Origin of the sequence: Priestia flexa NBRC 15715 (genome assembly GCF_001591565.1) — a bacterium.
GTDB classification, from domain to species: domain Bacteria; phylum Bacillota; class Bacilli; order Bacillales; family Bacillaceae_H; genus Priestia; species Priestia flexa.
Genome location: NZ_BCVD01000089.1, coordinates 1 through 16,730, shown reverse-complemented (window position 1 = coordinate 16,730; position 16,730 = coordinate 1). Strand labels below are relative to the sequence as shown.

The 16,730-nt window shown below is 29.9% G+C and carries 14 protein-coding genes; 8 read left to right on the top strand and 6 right to left on the bottom strand.

Annotated elements, in window-relative coordinates; genetic code table 11:
• The first annotated feature begins 248 nt into the window (after positions 1 to 248).
• A complete protein-coding gene (locus BFL01S_RS14225) occupies positions 249 to 1,802 on the top strand; it encodes a globin family protein (protein WP_061786084.1) in 1,554 nt (517 codons plus the stop codon).
• 172 nt (positions 1,803 to 1,974) lie between these two features.
• On the opposite strand, the gene BFL01S_RS14220 is transcribed toward BFL01S_RS14225, so the two are convergent.
• Positions 1,975 to 3,465, bottom strand: coding sequence for an SIR2 family protein (locus tag BFL01S_RS14220; protein WP_061786083.1), 1,491 nt, complete (start codon positions 3,463 to 3,465; stop codon positions 1,975 to 1,977).
• Between the two features lie 234 nt (positions 3,466 to 3,699).
• Between BFL01S_RS14220 and BFL01S_RS14215 the strand changes: the two genes are divergently transcribed.
• The 4 genes from BFL01S_RS14215 (at position 3,700) to BFL01S_RS14200 (ending at position 6,665) form a co-directional block, all read left to right on the top strand.
• Entirely contained in the window at positions 3,700 to 4,164 is a 465-nt protein-coding gene (locus tag BFL01S_RS14215; protein ID WP_061786082.1) for a hypothetical protein, read from the top strand.
• Between the two features lie 63 nt (positions 4,165 to 4,227).
• Positions 4,228 to 4,659 (top strand): NucA/NucB deoxyribonuclease domain-containing protein, encoded by a 432-nt coding sequence (locus BFL01S_RS14210; RefSeq protein ID WP_061786081.1) that lies wholly within the window; start codon positions 4,228 to 4,230, stop codon positions 4,657 to 4,659.
• Positions 4,660 to 4,975: 316 nt separating this feature from the next.
• Positions 4,976 to 6,028, top strand: a complete 1,053-nt coding sequence (locus BFL01S_RS14205) for a HEPN domain-containing protein (RefSeq protein WP_061786080.1) — start codon at positions 4,976 to 4,978, stop codon at positions 6,026 to 6,028.
• A gap of 190 nt (positions 6,029 to 6,218) precedes the next feature.
• On the top strand, positions 6,219 to 6,665 hold the full coding sequence (locus BFL01S_RS14200; RefSeq protein WP_061786079.1) for a hypothetical protein: 447 nt from the start codon (positions 6,219 to 6,221) through the stop codon (positions 6,663 to 6,665).
• 700 nt (positions 6,666 to 7,365) lie between these two features.
• Here the strand turns inward: BFL01S_RS14200 and BFL01S_RS14195 are convergent.
• The 4 genes from BFL01S_RS14195 to BFL01S_RS14180 form a co-directional block, all read right to left on the bottom strand.
• Positions 7,366 to 7,563 carry a bacteriocin-like WGxF protein gene (locus tag BFL01S_RS14195; RefSeq protein WP_235859239.1) on the bottom strand — a complete coding sequence of 66 codons (198 nt, stop codon included), beginning with the start codon at positions 7,561 to 7,563 and terminating at the stop codon, positions 7,366 to 7,368.
• Position 7,564: 1 nt separating this feature from the next.
• Entirely contained in the window at positions 7,565 to 8,194 is a 630-nt protein-coding gene (locus tag BFL01S_RS14190) for an ATP-binding cassette domain-containing protein (protein WP_061786078.1), read from the bottom strand.
• 7 nt (positions 8,195 to 8,201) lie between these two features.
• Positions 8,202 to 10,382 carry a DUF1430 domain-containing protein gene (locus BFL01S_RS14185; protein ID WP_061786077.1) on the bottom strand — a complete coding sequence of 727 codons (2,181 nt, stop codon included), beginning with the start codon at positions 10,380 to 10,382 and terminating at the stop codon, positions 8,202 to 8,204.
• A gap of 67 nt (positions 10,383 to 10,449) precedes the next feature.
• The gene (locus tag BFL01S_RS14180; protein ID WP_061786076.1) at positions 10,450 to 10,833 is read right to left on the bottom strand and encodes a lactococcin 972 family bacteriocin; all 384 of its coding nucleotides are present in this window, start codon (positions 10,831 to 10,833) and stop codon (positions 10,450 to 10,452) included.
• Between the two features lie 347 nt (positions 10,834 to 11,180).
• On the opposite strand from BFL01S_RS14180, the gene BFL01S_RS14175 reads away from it, so the two are divergent.
• Complete coding sequence (locus tag BFL01S_RS14175; protein ID WP_061786075.1) at positions 11,181 to 11,738, top strand: recombinase family protein; 558 nt, start codon at positions 11,181 to 11,183, stop codon at positions 11,736 to 11,738.
• Positions 11,739 to 12,212: 474 nt separating this feature from the next.
• Here the strand turns inward: BFL01S_RS14175 and BFL01S_RS14170 are convergent, their stop codons facing one another.
• Positions 12,213 to 13,643: a competence protein CoiA gene (locus BFL01S_RS14170; protein WP_061786074.1), complete on the bottom strand. Its 1,431-nt coding sequence runs from the start codon at positions 13,641 to 13,643 to the stop codon at positions 12,213 to 12,215.
• A gap of 674 nt (positions 13,644 to 14,317) precedes the next feature.
• On the opposite strand from BFL01S_RS14170, the gene BFL01S_RS14165 reads away from it, so the two are divergent.
• A complete protein-coding gene (locus tag BFL01S_RS14165; protein ID WP_061786073.1) occupies positions 14,318 to 14,698 on the top strand; it encodes a hypothetical protein in 381 nt (126 codons plus the stop codon).
• On the top strand, positions 14,691 to 15,110 hold the full coding sequence (locus tag BFL01S_RS14160; RefSeq protein WP_061786072.1) for a hypothetical protein: 420 nt from the start codon (positions 14,691 to 14,693) through the stop codon (positions 15,108 to 15,110). The genes BFL01S_RS14165 and BFL01S_RS14160 overlap by 8 nt, the downstream gene beginning before the upstream one ends.
• Positions 15,111 to 16,730 lie beyond the last annotated feature (1,620 nt).

The following is a 16,730-nucleotide window of genomic DNA, read 5'->3' as shown; positions in this document are numbered from 1 at the left end:
GAATGGTTTAAATCATTCTAATAGGTAGCATATTGGATTTAAAGAAAGCACGCCAGAAAAGCGTGCTTTTTTCATAAGAAAATTTATCTTTTATTAATCAATTTGTTTTTAATAAAAGCCTTTCATATAAGGTATAAATACATTGTTAAATAGCAGATTTATGTAATATAAAACTTTACTTTTAAACGGTATTAATTTACAATATAAATATAAAATATTTACCTTTCATAAATAAGGAGGATGGTAAATTGAAACGGGTTAGTTTTAATGAAGGTACTTTAGGTATTGGTGGAAATAAAGTTACTTATGAAATTCCATTAGAAAAAACAAATATTAATTCTATAGAAGAACTTGATATTATAAAAGATTTACATTTTGATTTTTTATTTCCGATTAGCAATATGGATATATCGTCAAATCGTCAGCATTTTTATATGGAAATGGAAGTTGAAAGTGGATATCTACCATTAAATAGATTTAAGTCTACTTCTAGTGACGAGCAGAAATATCAATTTATTGAAAATTTGTGTGAAGTAGTTGAAAACTTAAAAAATTTAGATAAATTAGTTACGATTTTGGATGATAAAAATGTACTTGTTCATTCTGAAACAGCGCAAATTAAATTACTATATAGGGGTGTAAAAGGGTTATTACCAGCAGCACCTTATTTAGAAGATACGCTAGAAATGCAAGTGAAGAGATTAAGTCTTTTCATCCTTACATTAGCTCGTTATGATGCACTTAGGCTTAATGGTTTAAATGAAGCTCGTAATCATGTTAGTCAAGAGAAGTATACTCTTGTTTCTAAAATTGTTTATTCTGAATCACTGGAAGATGTATTAAATAATATTAAATCTGTTCAGGAAACTCATGAACCAAAGGTAGAAGAAGTGAAAAAATCAATATTTAATAAATTTTCTACTGCTAATAAGCCTGTAAGAAAGACCGAGATTAAAAATAATAAAGAAATTAGAAGTAATAAAGAAAAGGCCAAAACAAAACCAGAACTAAAATTGAAAGAGAAAAAAGCTTCAGTAAAAGACAAATTAGAATCAAAAGCTAAAAATTTTGAAAGTAATGACAGGCCTAACACAATGTCATTTCTCAAGAATGATAAAATAAAAATTATATTAGGCTTAGGGATAGCTTTTGTATTAGTATTTTTTGTTGTTGCAAATATGGGAAAAGACGATCAGAAAGCAGTCAAAACATTGGGAGAAAATAAGCAAATAAGTGGAGAAGTCGTTCAGGAAGATGTTGATTATCTAACAAAAGGGTTACAATATGCTGCTATTCAAGATTATCAAAATGCAGTAAATAATTTTGAAAAAATTGAGCAATCGTTTAAAGACTTTAATAAACCTAATCAAAGAGCTATTCTTTTCTCTTATCTCATGACTGGAAACTATCAAAAAGCTATTGATGCGGAGCCTAAGTTTGCTTATAGTGTGGTTAATTATTTAGTATCGAAAGACAAAATGGATGAAATTAAAAATATTAAATCAGAAGAGCCTGTAATCAAGTTTGAGCAAGCAGCTAATGCTAAAGATTATAAAAATGTATTGAAATATAAAGAGGAAGTTAGTTTAGATGGAAGAAGAGAATCTTTAATAATCAATGCATATAATGAGCTAAAGCAATTTGATGAAGGGTATGATTTTGCAAAGAGTAAAGGGAATAACGATTTAATGATTAAAGTCCGTCAAAAACAAATTAATGAATTAAAATCTAAAGATGAAAAAGCAAATCAAGAACAAATTAAAAAGTATGAGAATGAAATTAAACAACTTAATCAATCTTAATTAAAAGAAAGAGCATGTTTTGAGATAAACTTATCAAAACATGCTCTTTTTTTGCGGATTTAAAGTGGTTTAATAACGTAGCTTGAATGCAGGATACTATATAAAGGAACGATTGACTTAAGTCAATTAAATGTATATTGAAATATACAAAAATGTTTAAGGATATAATAGTTTAGTGTGCATATTTCATATAATCATATACACATAAAAGTTTTTTATAATCTGTTGTACGTTTCGCAGGATATTCTTTTAAATATTGTTCAGTATCATCTAAACTAATTCTTCCAGACAAAATGCCTTTGACTATAGCGATAGTTTTTTTAGAAGCAGATACATACTCGTCATTAATTATTCCCTCTATATTGGAGTGGTTTGTAGCTAAATCAACTGTGTTCTTTAGTGCCTCAATTTTTTTTAGTTGTATATCTTTTAATTTATCAAAGTTGTAAATATATGGTTGTACTTTGTGGAATCCAAATATAGGGAAGAACTGATTTCTTTGTATTTGATGCTTTTCTATTAATGTTAACAATTGGTGATTAGATTCTTCAATAAGTCTGAAATAGTTAATCATCATCTCTGTAGCAGTATGATATTCATACTTGATGGTTTTTGTTGAACCAATAGCTAATACTTTTTCACCGTTTTTTAGGCTTTCTATATCTTCAGTGACACTAACTTTAATGTTTCCACCTGCATAAATTTCTTTAACTACATTTTGAACTTTTCTTATGTCCATAGCCGAGACAGGAAGGCTGAGTGTTCCTAGGTGCTTGTAAATTTCTATAAAATTATCAGTTTTAATTTTATTAATCCTAATAGTAGACATTCCGTCTATATCAATATCATGTTCAACCACTTCTAAGTTTTCAGAGTGCTCTTCGTATTCTACTAATAGAAAGTTCCTTCTGATTCGTTCAGCTGTTTCAGAAGATGGATCTACGTAAGTGAAAATTGTTTTTAGTATGCTTTTTATGTTTTTATCACCTAAGTTATAGCCTAAGAAGATAATAGGATTATGAATGAATAAAGATAGTAACTGTGCTCTAATTAACTCATATTTATCTTCGAAATTCTTATAATCAGAATTAGTAATTATTATCTTATCTGGGTGTTGTACACACCCATGTATTTTGTAAGATGAACCATATGGATTACTCAATAAAATTTCATTACCTATTAGAGAATTGAATTCAAATACGTCTTCAATAAAGGTATCGTAATTAGTTGTAATAATAGATCCAATGTTTTTCCTTACCTTTTGAAGTTCAGATACTTCAGCTTTTTTATCTTCCTTAATAGAATAGCTTTTAAGAAGTTCAGTAATGAAAATTTTAAATCGACTTATGTTAATACCTTTAGCTATATTTTCATAAAAGATATCATTTATGTCTTTAAATTTACCGTTTCGATCATTTTTTAAAATTTTATCGAATTCTGTTTCTAGTTCACTTGCAATTTGAGGGTAATCATAATCACCTTTATCTTGGTACTTATACTTTAGATCTAGGTAAAATTCACTGTTTCCTTTTAATTCTTTTGAAATATGGGATAGTAATCCATCCCAAGTAAATGTATTTTCCAAATATCTTAAACTGATACCAGTACCAATAAAAAGAACAGGATGGTTACTAAAACGAGATATAAATTCACTAATATTCATTGTTCTATCAACTCATTTCTATTTGTTACTATTATCCTATTAATTTTAAACGAAGTTTGTCTATTCCACAATCTGGTGTAAAGTGCAAAATAAGATTAACATTGTATATAAATTAAAAAATAGGATAAAACTGCATTAATTTAATTATATGTGTTATAATATAATTAAAGGTGGAGTTTAAGTAGGTAATTTAGTAATAAAGGTTTAGAAAGATAAATACAGGAGGTGGTTTTTATGAGATTGTATCAAACAGTTGAGCAAACTATACATAGTGCATCATGTAGAACTAGTCCTTTATTATTTTGGCTTCCGACAAAGTTTTTAGTAACTAATAAAAGAATATCGGTAGAAAAGAAAAATGCCTTTTTAGGTTTTATACCATATGGTCATAATACCGAAGATATAATATATAGAAACATATCATCTGTTCAATCTTCATCTAAGCTACATCCTATTCGCTTTTTAATTGGTTTATGGCTGTTTACTAGCTCGTTCAGATTGCTTACTTCTCCCGATTTTTTCATGTTGGGAATTATCGAATTGATATTAGGTTTATTATTATTAGTTCATTGTTATAAAGCAAAATTGAAAATAATAACTAATTCAGGTAAAAATACAGAAACTGAAGTTTCATTTATAGAAATTAATAAAGTGAAAAAAATAGCTAGAGAAGTTAATAACCAAATTATAAATTATTAGATAACAAATTTCAGTGACGATTATATAGAAAGCATTAAAACGTACAACAAAAAGAGGTAAATAATGAAGTTAAAAAAATCTTTTAAGGTTATTATCTCTATTGCCATTGCAGTAATTATTACTAGTATTTCTTACTATGAAGATAACCAAGGCAATAAAGACATATCAATAGATAAAATAATTGAATTTCCTGCTAATCGATATCCTGAAACAGCACAACATATAAGAAACTCTATAGAAAATGGAAAATCAGAAATTTGTACTATAGATAGGGCAGGAGCAGCAGAAAATCGTTCTAAATCATTAAGAGATGTTCCAACTAAAAAAGGATATGATCGTGACGAATATCCAATGGCCTTTTGTGAAGAAGGTGGATATGGAGCTGATATAGAGTATATTTTACCCTCTGACAATAGAGGTGCTGGCTCTTGGATTTCTCATCAAGTAGACGAATTGGAAGATGGTATGACTTTTAAAATTGAGGTAATAGATTAATAAAGATAAAAATAGGAGTTGAATAACATGAATACACAAAAAAATTATCCGACAAATGAAGAGAAAATCTTTTTAGAAACGCTATCAAATGACAACAAGAGTGAAAAGTATCCTATTAAAGAAGAAAAAATATATATTGTTTAAAAACATTGTAGAGGTAGAATCGGTTATTTATAGACGGTTCTTTTTTTATTAATTAAACTCTCGTTAGATTTATTGGTAAGTACTAACTTGAAAGAAAGTTTAACGAAAAATGCTCTACAAACCCGTATTTTAATGTCTATTGCTGTAAAATAAAAATCAAAAAGGGGAAAATATGAAAAAATTAAAATTGAAGTATGAAGCAATAGTATACGGATTGCAGCACATGGAAAAAGACTATAGTGTAGATGAGTTTGCATTTAAACTAAAACCAATAGACTTAAAGAAATACGCAGAGGTATTTAATGCTAATCCATATTTAGCGAATCCCAACCTCTTTAATTGGCTCATACAATTTGAAGGTGATGAAAAACATTATTATTGTTGCTTCGAAAATGATGAACCAATTGAAATTGAGGTGTCAAATAAGATTGGAGATTCAAAAGGTAAAATAAAAAAGTATGTTGAAAAGAACGTTGATGAATTATGTAATAAAGTCCTTTACCTTGAAAAAGTACTTAGATTGGTAACAAACCTCGATATTCATATTCCATTAATAAATTTTATAGTTTACGATGAAAAAATGGAATTTGTAGTAAGACCCTTCTTAGTGCGCGATTTCTCACCATTAGACCATGCTTCTAGGTTTTCAGAAAAAAACTGGAAACTACAAACTAGTAGACTAAATCTACATATTAATTGGGGTTTAATGACAAAAATAATGAGTGGAAATAAAGAATATATTCGTGCCCTAGATTATTTCAATGAATCCTTTTCTGTTAATAAAACCCCAGTAAAACTTTTATGTCTATTTGCATCACTTGAATCGTTGTTTAATTATGACAAAGAGAAAATTGCTGAAAAAGTCTCTACTTATACAAGTAAGTTATTTTTTGATAAAGATAGGAAAGATGAGATCTATTCAAGAATAAAAAAATTGTATGATGAACGTTCTAAGTATATTCATGGAACAAGAACAGATAGAATAACATACGCCTTATATGATGAGCTTAAAGAATTTGTAAGAGTTATTCTCTTAAATTATTGGTTTGTATCAATGTACCACGAAGTGAAAGATAATAGCCAAATGATTAGTTTTCTAGATGAAGAGAAACCTCTAAATATAAATACACAATTTGCTATTCGAGCAATAAAGGAAACAGATTACACTAAATTTTATTCAGATGTAAGAGAGAAACTTGAGAGTGGTGTTACAGATATCTTTTAAAGATATAGGGAATTTCAATTCTAATTTGCACAAAGGCTTCTATAGGAACTAAAAGTGATTATAGAACTACTAATTGAAAAAAGAATTACTATTTATTGCTCATTACATCTTTTATTAGCATTGATATACTATTAAATGGTTATAAATTGAAAGTTAATAATACAAATTACATAAGGGGAGAGATTGCAGCATGAAGAAAATTTTATTTTCAGCAGTAATGACCGTTGCTTTATTAATTAGTGGTTTTTCGGTTACTGGTTTTACAGGTACAAACCAAGCAGAAGCAGCAACATCTTTTGAGCTTGGAAAATCTAGAAGTGGATATTTTACTAACTATGTAGCATCTCAAGCATATAGTGATAAGTATAGCTCAAAAGTTAAAACATACTACTTAAGAGGTGGTCGTATTAATTCAACTAGCTCTGTTAAAGGTACTTATAAGGTTTATATTCAAACTCGTAAAAACAGTAAATCTAATTGGAAAACAGTAAAAACAATAAATGCTACAAAAAATGGACTAACAAAGTTTGAATCACCTAATATTCCTAATGGCTATTCTTATAGATTTTATTCAGAAAACCCAGGGACTAAGAAAAGAATAAATTTCAGTATGTCATGGGTTCCTTGGGCAAACTAAATTTTAATTAGTTATTCGACAATACAACGTAGTAAAAGGCAATCTTAATAAAGGTTGCCTTTTATGTTGGCTATTTTCGTATTATTATTACTGAAAGCAACTAATTTAATATCTTATATAAATATATGGGGTGTCCCCCAGGGTTGACTAAGGGATTATAAGAAAGTAAAAATCACTTTCTAACAATCCCTAAGTCCCTCGGTGTCCTCTAAATGAGCCTATAAGTTCCTGTCTCATTCTTTACGAGTCCACGACCACAAATTATAAAAGATCAAAAGTAGAAAGAAGGCCAAACGCCTTCTTTCTACTTTTGTCGATTTTCGCCCTTTTGCGTTACGAATCGTAAAACAATACAAGGCTACTAACCTTTCAAAAAAGTGAGCCTCGATTCTCTTCTTTTTTGAAAACTAAGAAGCCTAGACAAGCAACAAGGGGCAACAAGAATCTAGTGGTAAATTGTAAGGCATGTAAAAGGAGAAGCAATAAATCATATGCTTCTCCTTTTACATACCAACATTTACCCTACTCTATGGGGTACCACCAACAAAACGCGGAAAACATACGCTAAGGAAAATACTGTAGAAAATAATGGTTAAAAACAATAAAAGCCAGTGACATTTTACTCGTCGTAAAATGTCACTGGCTTTTTCATTTCAGGAGGGGTTTTGTCCCAGTCTCTTGATGTGAAGTTCTACCACATCTATGAATTATTTTTTTCTTTAAAAAACATTATATTTACAAGTAAATTCAATATTAAAAAAACTAGTAAAAATAGCCCCCAATAGGTAACTAGATTATCATATCCCAACAACATTACTCTATAAATAATTTTATGTATAACTATAGTTAACAGTATTAATATACAATTTATTACAGATAATGCTACGATTTTCACCATCTTATTCTCTCCTCACTATATTAATAATTCTATCTGAACGTTCAGCTACTTCCTTATCGTGAGTTACACAAACAATAGTTTTTCCTGTATCTTTTAAATGTTCAAATAAAGATAAAATAACTTCTTTATTTAAATCATCAAGATTTCCTGTCGGCTCATCTGCTAGTATTATTTCGCAAGGTTTTAGCATCACTCTTGCTATAGCAATCCTTTGTTGTTCACCACCACTGAGCTGATAAACTTTTTTGTCTAAATACGTAGCATTTAAGCCGACTTTTTCTAAATTATTTATCATTATTTCATTACTAAAATTATCACTATATGCCTGTGAAATCAATAGGTTATCTTTAACTGTTTCATTGTTCATTAACACATAATTTTGAAATATATATCCAAATTTATACCTTCTTAAATTCATAGTAACTTTACTATTTGGATTTAAATGACCATCTATAGAAACAGTGCCTTTTTCAGGCTTATCTAATAGACCAATTATGTTTAAAACTGTCGTTTTACCTGCACCACTTTCACCTGTAATAGATATAAATTCCCCTTTAGTAATGCTCAATGAAAAATTTGTAAGTATAGTTTTCCCAAAAAAACTTTTACTTATATTTTTGAGATCAATCATTAGATACTCAATCCCCTTTTATTACTTTGTTTGTATTTTTCTTATTTAAGAATCTGATCAATATATTAAAAAATAGAAGTTCTAAAAATAAAGTTACTAAAAGCAGTAATATAACATTAGTACTTTTGTAAATAGAAAAGTAGACCAATGTAGCTGCAGCAATATTAGAGAGACTAGCTATCAGAATAATATTCTTATTTCGTTTCCAATAAGAATAACCGAACAAATATTTAAGGGTTAATCGATAAAGATGTGCATTATAGTAAGACCAGATGTATGCGGTAAAAAGTATAAATGAAAATAGAATAACAATAATTAAACCAATTAATTGTTGAAACAATTCCCATCTTAGTTTAATTATTTGTTCACTTGCTTCTTTATAAACAGATACTACGTTATTTATTTCTTTAACGTTTGCTCCTTCTAATGATGAAGCAATATTTTCATAGGCGTTCCCATTCGAATTATCTAAGAAAAACAATGAATTAGTCACATACGCACCTATTGTAGAGGTATCGAGGCTATCGGTGTATAACACAGCGATAGGGTCGATAACCCTATTTTTTTTGTTTCCTTTATGAGTACTATATGTAAAATATTCTTGTCCTTTTTTAGTATAGATTATATTAATCTTTAAATCGTCTAGGTTCTTTTCAATTAATGGTTGGGCGAGGTCTTTGTTATACATATTGACAACTTCAACACTTTGAAAATAAAACCATTTTTTATATGAATTTAAAATATGGTCTTCGATAGTCTTTAAATGTTCAGGTACTAACAAATTTAAAGTGTTTTTATCCTCATGTATCTGCTTAATAATAGGCAAATTATTACTACTTTGAATCGGGTTGACTTTGAGATAATTTTCGTCTATAACAATACTTCTTCCGTTAGGTGTGTAAATATCATTTGTATTTTTAATACCTAACATATAGCTATATACAGGTTTTTCATCTTTATAATCAATAACATTAAATTTTTCGGCTTCTATGAGAAAGGCCTGGTTGTTTTTTTTGATTTTTTTATAAAAGAGACTTAATCTATCGTTTAAATCTCTATCGAGTTTTAAATTATCTAAAACATCGTTATTTAGTACGCCCATTTGAATACGAAATACATCATGAGTGTCATCCCAGTAACTTAAACTATTTAATTTATTAGTTAAATCATTATATTTCATAAAAGAAAAACTAATCATACTAAAAAGGATAATAGATACTAACGTCTTTAAAATAATCGACATCCACTGAATCTTTCGAAATGGCAAAGCACCTTTAACACTATGAGAATACTTATTAAATTTTAAAACAAATAAAATGCCTAGTAATGTAACAGATAGAATAAGCGTTAAAATCAAAATATTGACTAGTATGAAGGGTAGGGAAAAAACTTTTAAAAAGTACACTTGTCTATAAATTAAGGAAATTGTAATTACTCCTATTGAGAACACAGTAAATATGATGGACAAGAACCATAAAAAAGAACTCAAAAAAGACCATATAATTTTCGCTTTTGAGTACCCCCACAGATAATACAGTAGTAAAGTTTTTCGTTTTTTCATTAAAAAATAAAATATTCCTATTATATAAAGAACAAAAGAAAAAAGAACAATCATTAATAAAGAAATGTTTGTTAATACTAAACTACTTATCTTCTCATGTTTAGTTTGTATGTTACCGTATGGAGAGAATTCTTTTATAAAAGAATTAAGGACATCTTTATCTACACTATTTAAATAAAACTCATTGTTTAGTCCTATATTTTTTATTTGTTTAAAGTCATATATATGAAATTCCCAATTAGATGGTGGAAAATAAAAAATACCCGATTGATTTTCTTCATTTTCTTTCAAATGATTAGATATAAAATGCTTTCCAATCGGAAATTCTCCTGATTTTAAATTTATAGAAGAGTCTTTTAAAACGTTCGTAGAGTAAATATTCAATGAATTTTCACTCATAAAATTATATTGGGAAATATTAATATTATTTTTCTTTGAAAAAGCAACTAAATGTTCAGCTAATTCATTAATATTAAAGTTTATTTTGGCATAACTATAGTCAATTATAACAAGTTGATTTTTTTTATATAGAAAATCAATTACTTTATAATTAGAAAATAAAGAGAAGTTAAATATATTTGATGTGATTATCACGATAGTTAAAAGTATATATATTATTTTTTTCATGTATATATATCCTTTCAACAAACACAAAGTATAGAAAAAATTCCTATACTTTGTGTTTGTTTAATAATTATCTAGTTGCCCAATTTGCTTTGTTACCCCAAAGTGAAGATTTAATCCATACAGATGCTAATGTACCCTTTGGTTCCCACGGACTACGAACAGTGGAACTACTATTAGATGCGCTTGATCTATGTTCTTTTGAATCATGGTTGTAATATGAATAGTGACGATCAGTTCCCCAGACTACTTCGAATGTACCGCCTCCAGCTGATACTGCTGCTCTTGCTTTATTATTAGTATCATCAATTAAGAAAGAACCTGTTTCTTCTTGAGCTATTAATGTATCTAAGTTAATGCCGGCCTCATTTGTAGGTAATTCTGCTGCAGAAGCTCCTCCGGCTGATGCACCTAAACATGCACAAATTGCTAATCCTGCTAAAAATTTCTTCATAATAAATATCCCCTTTTTTCTTATATTTTCTAACACGATTAAAATAATAACATATTTTTGAAAAATATCAAAATAATTTATATTTTTTAAAAAATATGATAAATTTGTAATAGTTTGGTTTTTGAAACAAGTTCCCACTAACATTTTGCGAAAAAACATACGCTAAGGATACTTTTAACCACAAACGATGGTTTTTGGTTGAATTAAAACTAGAGCCTTAAAGTAATGTTTTTATTCTGATATTTATACCAGAACTTATACATAAAACAAATATAATAAAACGTACGTTTATGGTATAATTGAATTACTTTAAAAGAAATTCATGCTAAATAATTGAGGGGATATTAATGAAAATAGGATATGCAAGAGTTAGTACAGCTGACCAATCTTTAGACTTACAATTAGATTCATTAAAAGAATTTGGATGTGAAGAAATATTTCAAGAAAAAGTTTCAGGAGCAAAGGATGATCGAAAAGAGTTGGCAAATGCATTAAGAACTGTACGGAGAGGTGATACTTTTGTAGTTTATAAGCTAGATCGTTTAGCACGTTCTACCAAAAAATTAATTGAAATCGCTGAAACTTTAAAAGTTAAAGAAGTAGAGTTTGTTAGTATCCAAGATAAAGTAGACACAAGTACAGCAGCAGGAAAGGCTATGTTTGGGATGTTATCCGTTCTTGCAGAATTTGAGCGTGATATTATTCGTGAACGAACAATGGCAGGCTTAAAAGCTGCAAGGGCTAGAGGTAGAAAGGGTGGCCGACCTAAAAAAGATCAAAAGAAATTAGATATGGCAATCGCTTTATATGAGTCCAAACAATATACATTACAACAAATAAAGGAACATACAAGTGTTTCACCAACTAGTTTGTATAGAGAATTAGAAAAAAGAAAAGAGAATTAGGCGTGATAATCAATAGAGCAAAGGATTAGATTTTTCTAAAGTGCTGAATTTTGCATCGAGTGAGTACTTGTATGCAAAATAAAAGTTAACTGCGCCACAGAGCGTTCTCTGCATACCTTAAATAAAAAATACATGATATATCTGACATGTTGCCTGTTATATACGACATGTCTTAAAGATTTGATAAAAAACCTTTTTTGATGGGGAATAAAACCTTAATTTCAAAACATAAGAGAAGCCACAACTTTATTATATAGTTGTGGCTTCTCTTATGTTCTAATTTTGCGATGATATTGATACTTAATTGCTCCTCAGAGGTTTCTTATAATCTTAAGTGGCATTATGGCTTGTTTAATTACCCCAACTAAAACAACTTTATTGTTACTTAACAGGATAGTGTTTTTTTCAGGCATCGAGCCTTCAAAAAACAATTAAATCAAAGCTCTGCAATGATTTAAATGAAAAAATCTAAAATTACCATTCCCAATCAGCAAAAGGGTCATAATTTATGATTTGTTCAACAACTTGATTCACATAGTTATCAATTTCTTCAGTTGATTTACAAGAACCGTATTCTAGAGCATAATCCATAGCATTAGGGTTTTTCTCATATGTTTGTAAAAAAGGCTTTATTTTTCGTAAATCTCTGTTTAGTAGTTCTGTATTACGAGAAGCAAGGTTTTCAAAAATATCTTTATATGTGTTATAGGCATACTCTATTAATGAGATTTTATCTTTGTATTTTTCTAGTAGGTATTCCTCTATAGAGAGCGAAGATTGAGATTCCAAAAAAGACATTTTATAAACATGCCATGAAAAAAACTCTCTAGTAATATATTTATGTCTTATATCTTCACTGTTTTCTAACACCTTAAATGATTGTCTGTTCGTTATAGCTTTCTCTATAGGTTTCTGATACTTTGCGAAAAATACTTCATTTGATAAATTCCTTATATCGTCAGCTAGTTTTCTTTCATTTTCTTCAATAAAGCTTCTAACCATTGCTGCTTCGTCTTCTTTGTAAACAGTCTCGCAATAATCTTTCTTTGCGGGTAGCCGTAATTGAAGTTCTTCTTCCAACTGTATTTCTTTTTCTCTTTGCAGTTTTCCTAAAATACCTCTAAGTCTATCTGTCATGCCCTCTTCAATTTCATCGTACAAGAGGACACAATATTTAAATTCATCGTTCATTCTAACTCTAATCTTATCTACTTTGGAAGCATGACTTTGAGGTTCATGATAAGTGTAATAAGTTGTAACTTGCTTTCTGTTAAACACATTGTGTTCTGATTTAGTTACAAAATTAAAGTCGATTATAAACTCTTCTTTTTCTAAGTCTAAAAAATAACACAGTCCTACTTCTTGATATATGGTTTTCTCTAACTCATTTCTTTTACGAGCATCAGTGTGTCCTTTTGCTGTAGAAAACTTTAAGTATTTTGCTTTATCTAATATCCAAAAATCCTGTATACCGGCCAATTTATAAAGGTTATGTCTTTCTTCCCAGTCCCTAGCATTTAAAGGACTATGCTGGAATTCAAAAGCCCAACTTAATCCAGCATATTTTCCTTCTTCATGCTTAATAAGTACATCAGCTATTTGTTTAGTTTCAGAGATATAAACTTCGTACTCAACATAAGCACTTGGGAACTTCTTTTTCAACCATTTATATAGAAGTTCTTTTCCTTTTATATGTGAGTTAGTTTCAGGCTCGTAGTTAGTAACAACGCAATCTGCATCATAATGTGCAAAATGTGCTCTATTAGTGCGCCCAGGTTTATGAATTACTTTCTGTAGACAATTTGGGCAGAGCGCTTTTCCCTCATCTACAAGTTGCTGTATATATTCTTTGTTACTTTTAGAAGCATATAGAGTTTCTTGATCTTCAGTAATACATCGCAACATGTTTTAATATCCTCTTTTCCTACAAAATCACAACTATTCATATATACATTTTATATCAATTTAAGAAAAATAAGTTATATTTAGCACTAAAGATCATGTGAAAATCTTTTTTTGAGGAGTTGCCCTACGGGTCTGCTCACAAGGAGTAAGACAGCAAAAAACGCTGCCTAACACCTTGTGGCATCTCACCACTACCTAAAACCCAAGCGAACAACAGCCTGTAAATTGGCGCCAACTACAAAAAGCATGTAGTTAGCGCCAATTAACATTCTATATGTTCCATTGAATTTCTTAACGGCTAGTGTGACTGGTAATAAAACCTTAAGTTCAAAAAATCAAAACAAGGAGAGAAGGCATACGCCTTCTTTTATATTTGAATTTTTTCCGTTTTGCATTGCGAATCGTAAAACTTAGCAAGCCGACTAACCTTTCAAAACAGCGAGCCTCCTAGGGCTACGCCCCTCGCCGTTTTGAAAGCTAAGGCGGCTAGAGGATTCGTCAATGGGTAGAAAATTTTTGATTAAAAACGCTTCGCACAATCAAAAAGTTTTCTACTATTCCATATGACAACTCCTCTATGCTAGTTTTCCATTCTTCATGTCAAAACGGGAAAAATTCTCCCTTTTAGGGACGCTAACGCTTCGCAATGCAAATACTCAAAAGGAGTGGAAAAGATGAAAGGCAAAATCAAAATTAAAAGGCTTGAAGTGAAAAAAGGCATGTATTTAAGAGATAAAGATTTTCATGGGAATTCAGGTTGGACATTGGCTTCAAAGTGGTTCTGGAATCAAGTTAAAGAACGCGTGGGTGAGATAGTTAAAGCTGAAATGCGAATCAATAATAAAGATATACCTTATCTAATTTTATATACTACAGCTGATATAAAAGTCTGTTTGTATGGAGTAAACGCAGGGTACGGTGGAACTGGTCCACAAGCAGCTGTTGAGATTCTAAGTGAAGCAGGTTTTAACCCTAAAAGAGCCAAAGAGATAGTTTTTAACAACGAAACTTTTGTTTTAAGAAGAAGACCAAAAGGAGTTGCTGAATATGTTTAAAATAGATGAAGAAGTGCTAATAGATACAGTTAACGAGTTTAACAAGACTTTAATGCATTTAGAAGATGGCTTTGAATTTATGAGCACTTTTGAAGGTTACGATTTAGGACGAACAAAGCAGTTTATGGATAATAAGGAAAATACAATCAAATGCGCTAGAGAAATCGTTGGAGTATTAGAAGCCTATTTAGAAGAAAAAGGTTATCAAAAAACTGTAGATACAGGCGAGTTTCTTGGAGAGGGGTATGAAGCATTTTATGATGAAGATTTAGGGAATTGGTACAACAGTAGATTAAAGATGATAGCATTTAGGCTGAAGCAGGGTACAAGTAAAGAAGACGTAAGGGCTTGTCTAGATATAGAAGGTGATGGTGAAGAAGCAACGATGTATTTCACAACTTTTGTAAGATGAAAAAACACAAGAAAACCTCATTTATACTATACTTATATATCCCTAGATGGTATAATTAACTCATGAGGAAAGGAGGTGAAACAGAGAGTGATAGACATGATAGAGACCGCATTGCGTATCTCGCTGACGGCGTTGGGCATCGTAGCGAGTTCGCTAGCCATCATTAAGACTTCAATGGATATTGCAGAACTACGGTCTAAAAAGGAAAAGGCTCAAAAAAATAATCGCCAGCAACGCAGGAAACGTAATAAGCGAAAATAATTGAGCCGGAGAAGGGAAAAGTAGCGTTTTCCCTTCTCCATTCCATTATATATCATTCTCGTCTAAAAATGAAAAAAAGTAAATGGAATTTACTCTATGCCTTTTTAATTTGCATTTACTTGTATTTTAGAGAATATCCATACGGTTCAATTCTTCAATCAGTATTGGATGTATTATTGCTAATATTACTGCTCCTAAAAATTATTTATTGGCTAATAAAAAGATAATAATAAAAGGGACAGCTCCTTTTAAGCTGTCCTGTTACATATAAAGAAATTTTTCTAAGTGTATTTTCTACGAATGGAAGAAATGTCTCCTTGCAGTCGAATTTCAATAATTTAAAGCAGGCATCGAGCCTGCTAGATGCTGCTAAAGCAGCAAAAGATCATTTAAATGTAATATTTTCTGACGAAAATATAAAAGCATTTTATTACTAGCCCTGCAAGCTAAAGCTTGCAGGGCTAGTTTTTTTAGAGATTTATTCTATTTTTATTTATCTCACTAAAAAGCGAAATAAGAAGCACAGCATCCCTAAAGAACTTTTTAACTCTTGATATTAAAAGGTTTTTAGTGTGTTGCATATGTATTGAGTTCAAGATAATTTAGTGTTGAATTCAATACTAAAGTTTTTATTGTAGTCAATGAAAAGATAGGGATATTAAGGAAGCATTTTAATACTTAGTAAAATAATTTAAAACCTTTTTTTGACGGGTTGCCCTACGGGTCTGCTCACAAGGAATAAGACAGCAAAGAACGCTGTCTAACACCTTGTGGCATCTCACCACTGCCTAAAATCCAAGCGAACAACAGTCTGTAAATTGGACCAACTACAAAAAACATGTAGTTAGTGCCAATTAACATTCTGTATGTTCCATTGAATTTCTTAACGGCTAGTGTGACTGGTAATAAAACCTTAAGTTCAAAATCTTGAAATAAATATAAGGCTATAAAAAAAGCAAGGGTAGTATTTTTTGATAAAAATCAATCAAAAAATCTCCATCCCTTGCTTTTTTTATTTTGGCAAGTTTGGTTATGTCGTCAAGCGAGCATACCCAAAACGATATAAAATGCTAACTCACTTAACTGTACTATTATACTTGCCAAATCGCCAGATCATCCGTTCTTGATACATCTATTTAAAAAATACAAAGTGACGCAATGAGGGACTAAGTCCCTCTTGCTAACGCAATTCACCCCAAGTCTTCGCTTCGCACCCCAAAACAATAAAATAACCTGCAAACCCTTGATAGTCAAGGGTTTACGGATAAATAAAGTTAAGTAAAAGTGGTATAATATCCTTTACTATATATATCCCTAGATGGTATAATAAATATAGAAAGTGAGGGAGAGATAAAAAAA

Bases quoted from the DNA above. Each gene is read 5' to 3' on its own strand.
- BFL01S_RS14220 (WP_061786083.1), bottom strand. From the start codon at position 3,465: ATGAATATTAGTGAATTTATATCTCGTTTTAGTAACCATCCTGTTCTT.
- BFL01S_RS14215 (WP_061786082.1), top strand. From the start codon at position 3,700: ATGAGATTGTATCAAACAGTTGAGCAAACTATACATAGTGCATCATGT.
- BFL01S_RS14210 (WP_061786081.1), top strand. From the start codon at position 4,228: ATGAAGTTAAAAAAATCTTTTAAGGTTATTATCTCTATTGCCATTGCA.
- BFL01S_RS14205 (WP_061786080.1), top strand. From the start codon at position 4,976: ATGAAAAAATTAAAATTGAAGTATGAAGCAATAGTATACGGATTGCAG.
- BFL01S_RS14200 (WP_061786079.1), top strand. From the start codon at position 6,219: ATGAAGAAAATTTTATTTTCAGCAGTAATGACCGTTGCTTTATTAATT.
- BFL01S_RS14195 (WP_235859239.1), bottom strand. From the start codon at position 7,563: ATGGTGAAAATCGTAGCATTATCTGTAATAAATTGTATATTAATACTG.
- BFL01S_RS14190 (WP_061786078.1), bottom strand. From the start codon at position 8,194: ATGATTGATCTCAAAAATATAAGTAAAAGTTTTTTTGGGAAAACTATA.
- BFL01S_RS14185 (WP_061786077.1), bottom strand. From the start codon at position 10,382: ATGAAAAAAATAATATATATACTTTTAACTATCGTGATAATCACATCA.
- BFL01S_RS14180 (WP_061786076.1), bottom strand. From the start codon at position 10,833: ATGAAGAAATTTTTAGCAGGATTAGCAATTTGTGCATGTTTAGGTGCA.
- BFL01S_RS14175 (WP_061786075.1), top strand. From the start codon at position 11,181: ATGAAAATAGGATATGCAAGAGTTAGTACAGCTGACCAATCTTTAGAC.
- BFL01S_RS14170 (WP_061786074.1), bottom strand. From the start codon at position 13,643: ATGTTGCGATGTATTACTGAAGATCAAGAAACTCTATATGCTTCTAAA.
- BFL01S_RS14165 (WP_061786073.1), top strand. From the start codon at position 14,318: ATGAAAGGCAAAATCAAAATTAAAAGGCTTGAAGTGAAAAAAGGCATG.
- BFL01S_RS14160 (WP_061786072.1), top strand. From the start codon at position 14,691: ATGTTTAAAATAGATGAAGAAGTGCTAATAGATACAGTTAACGAGTTT.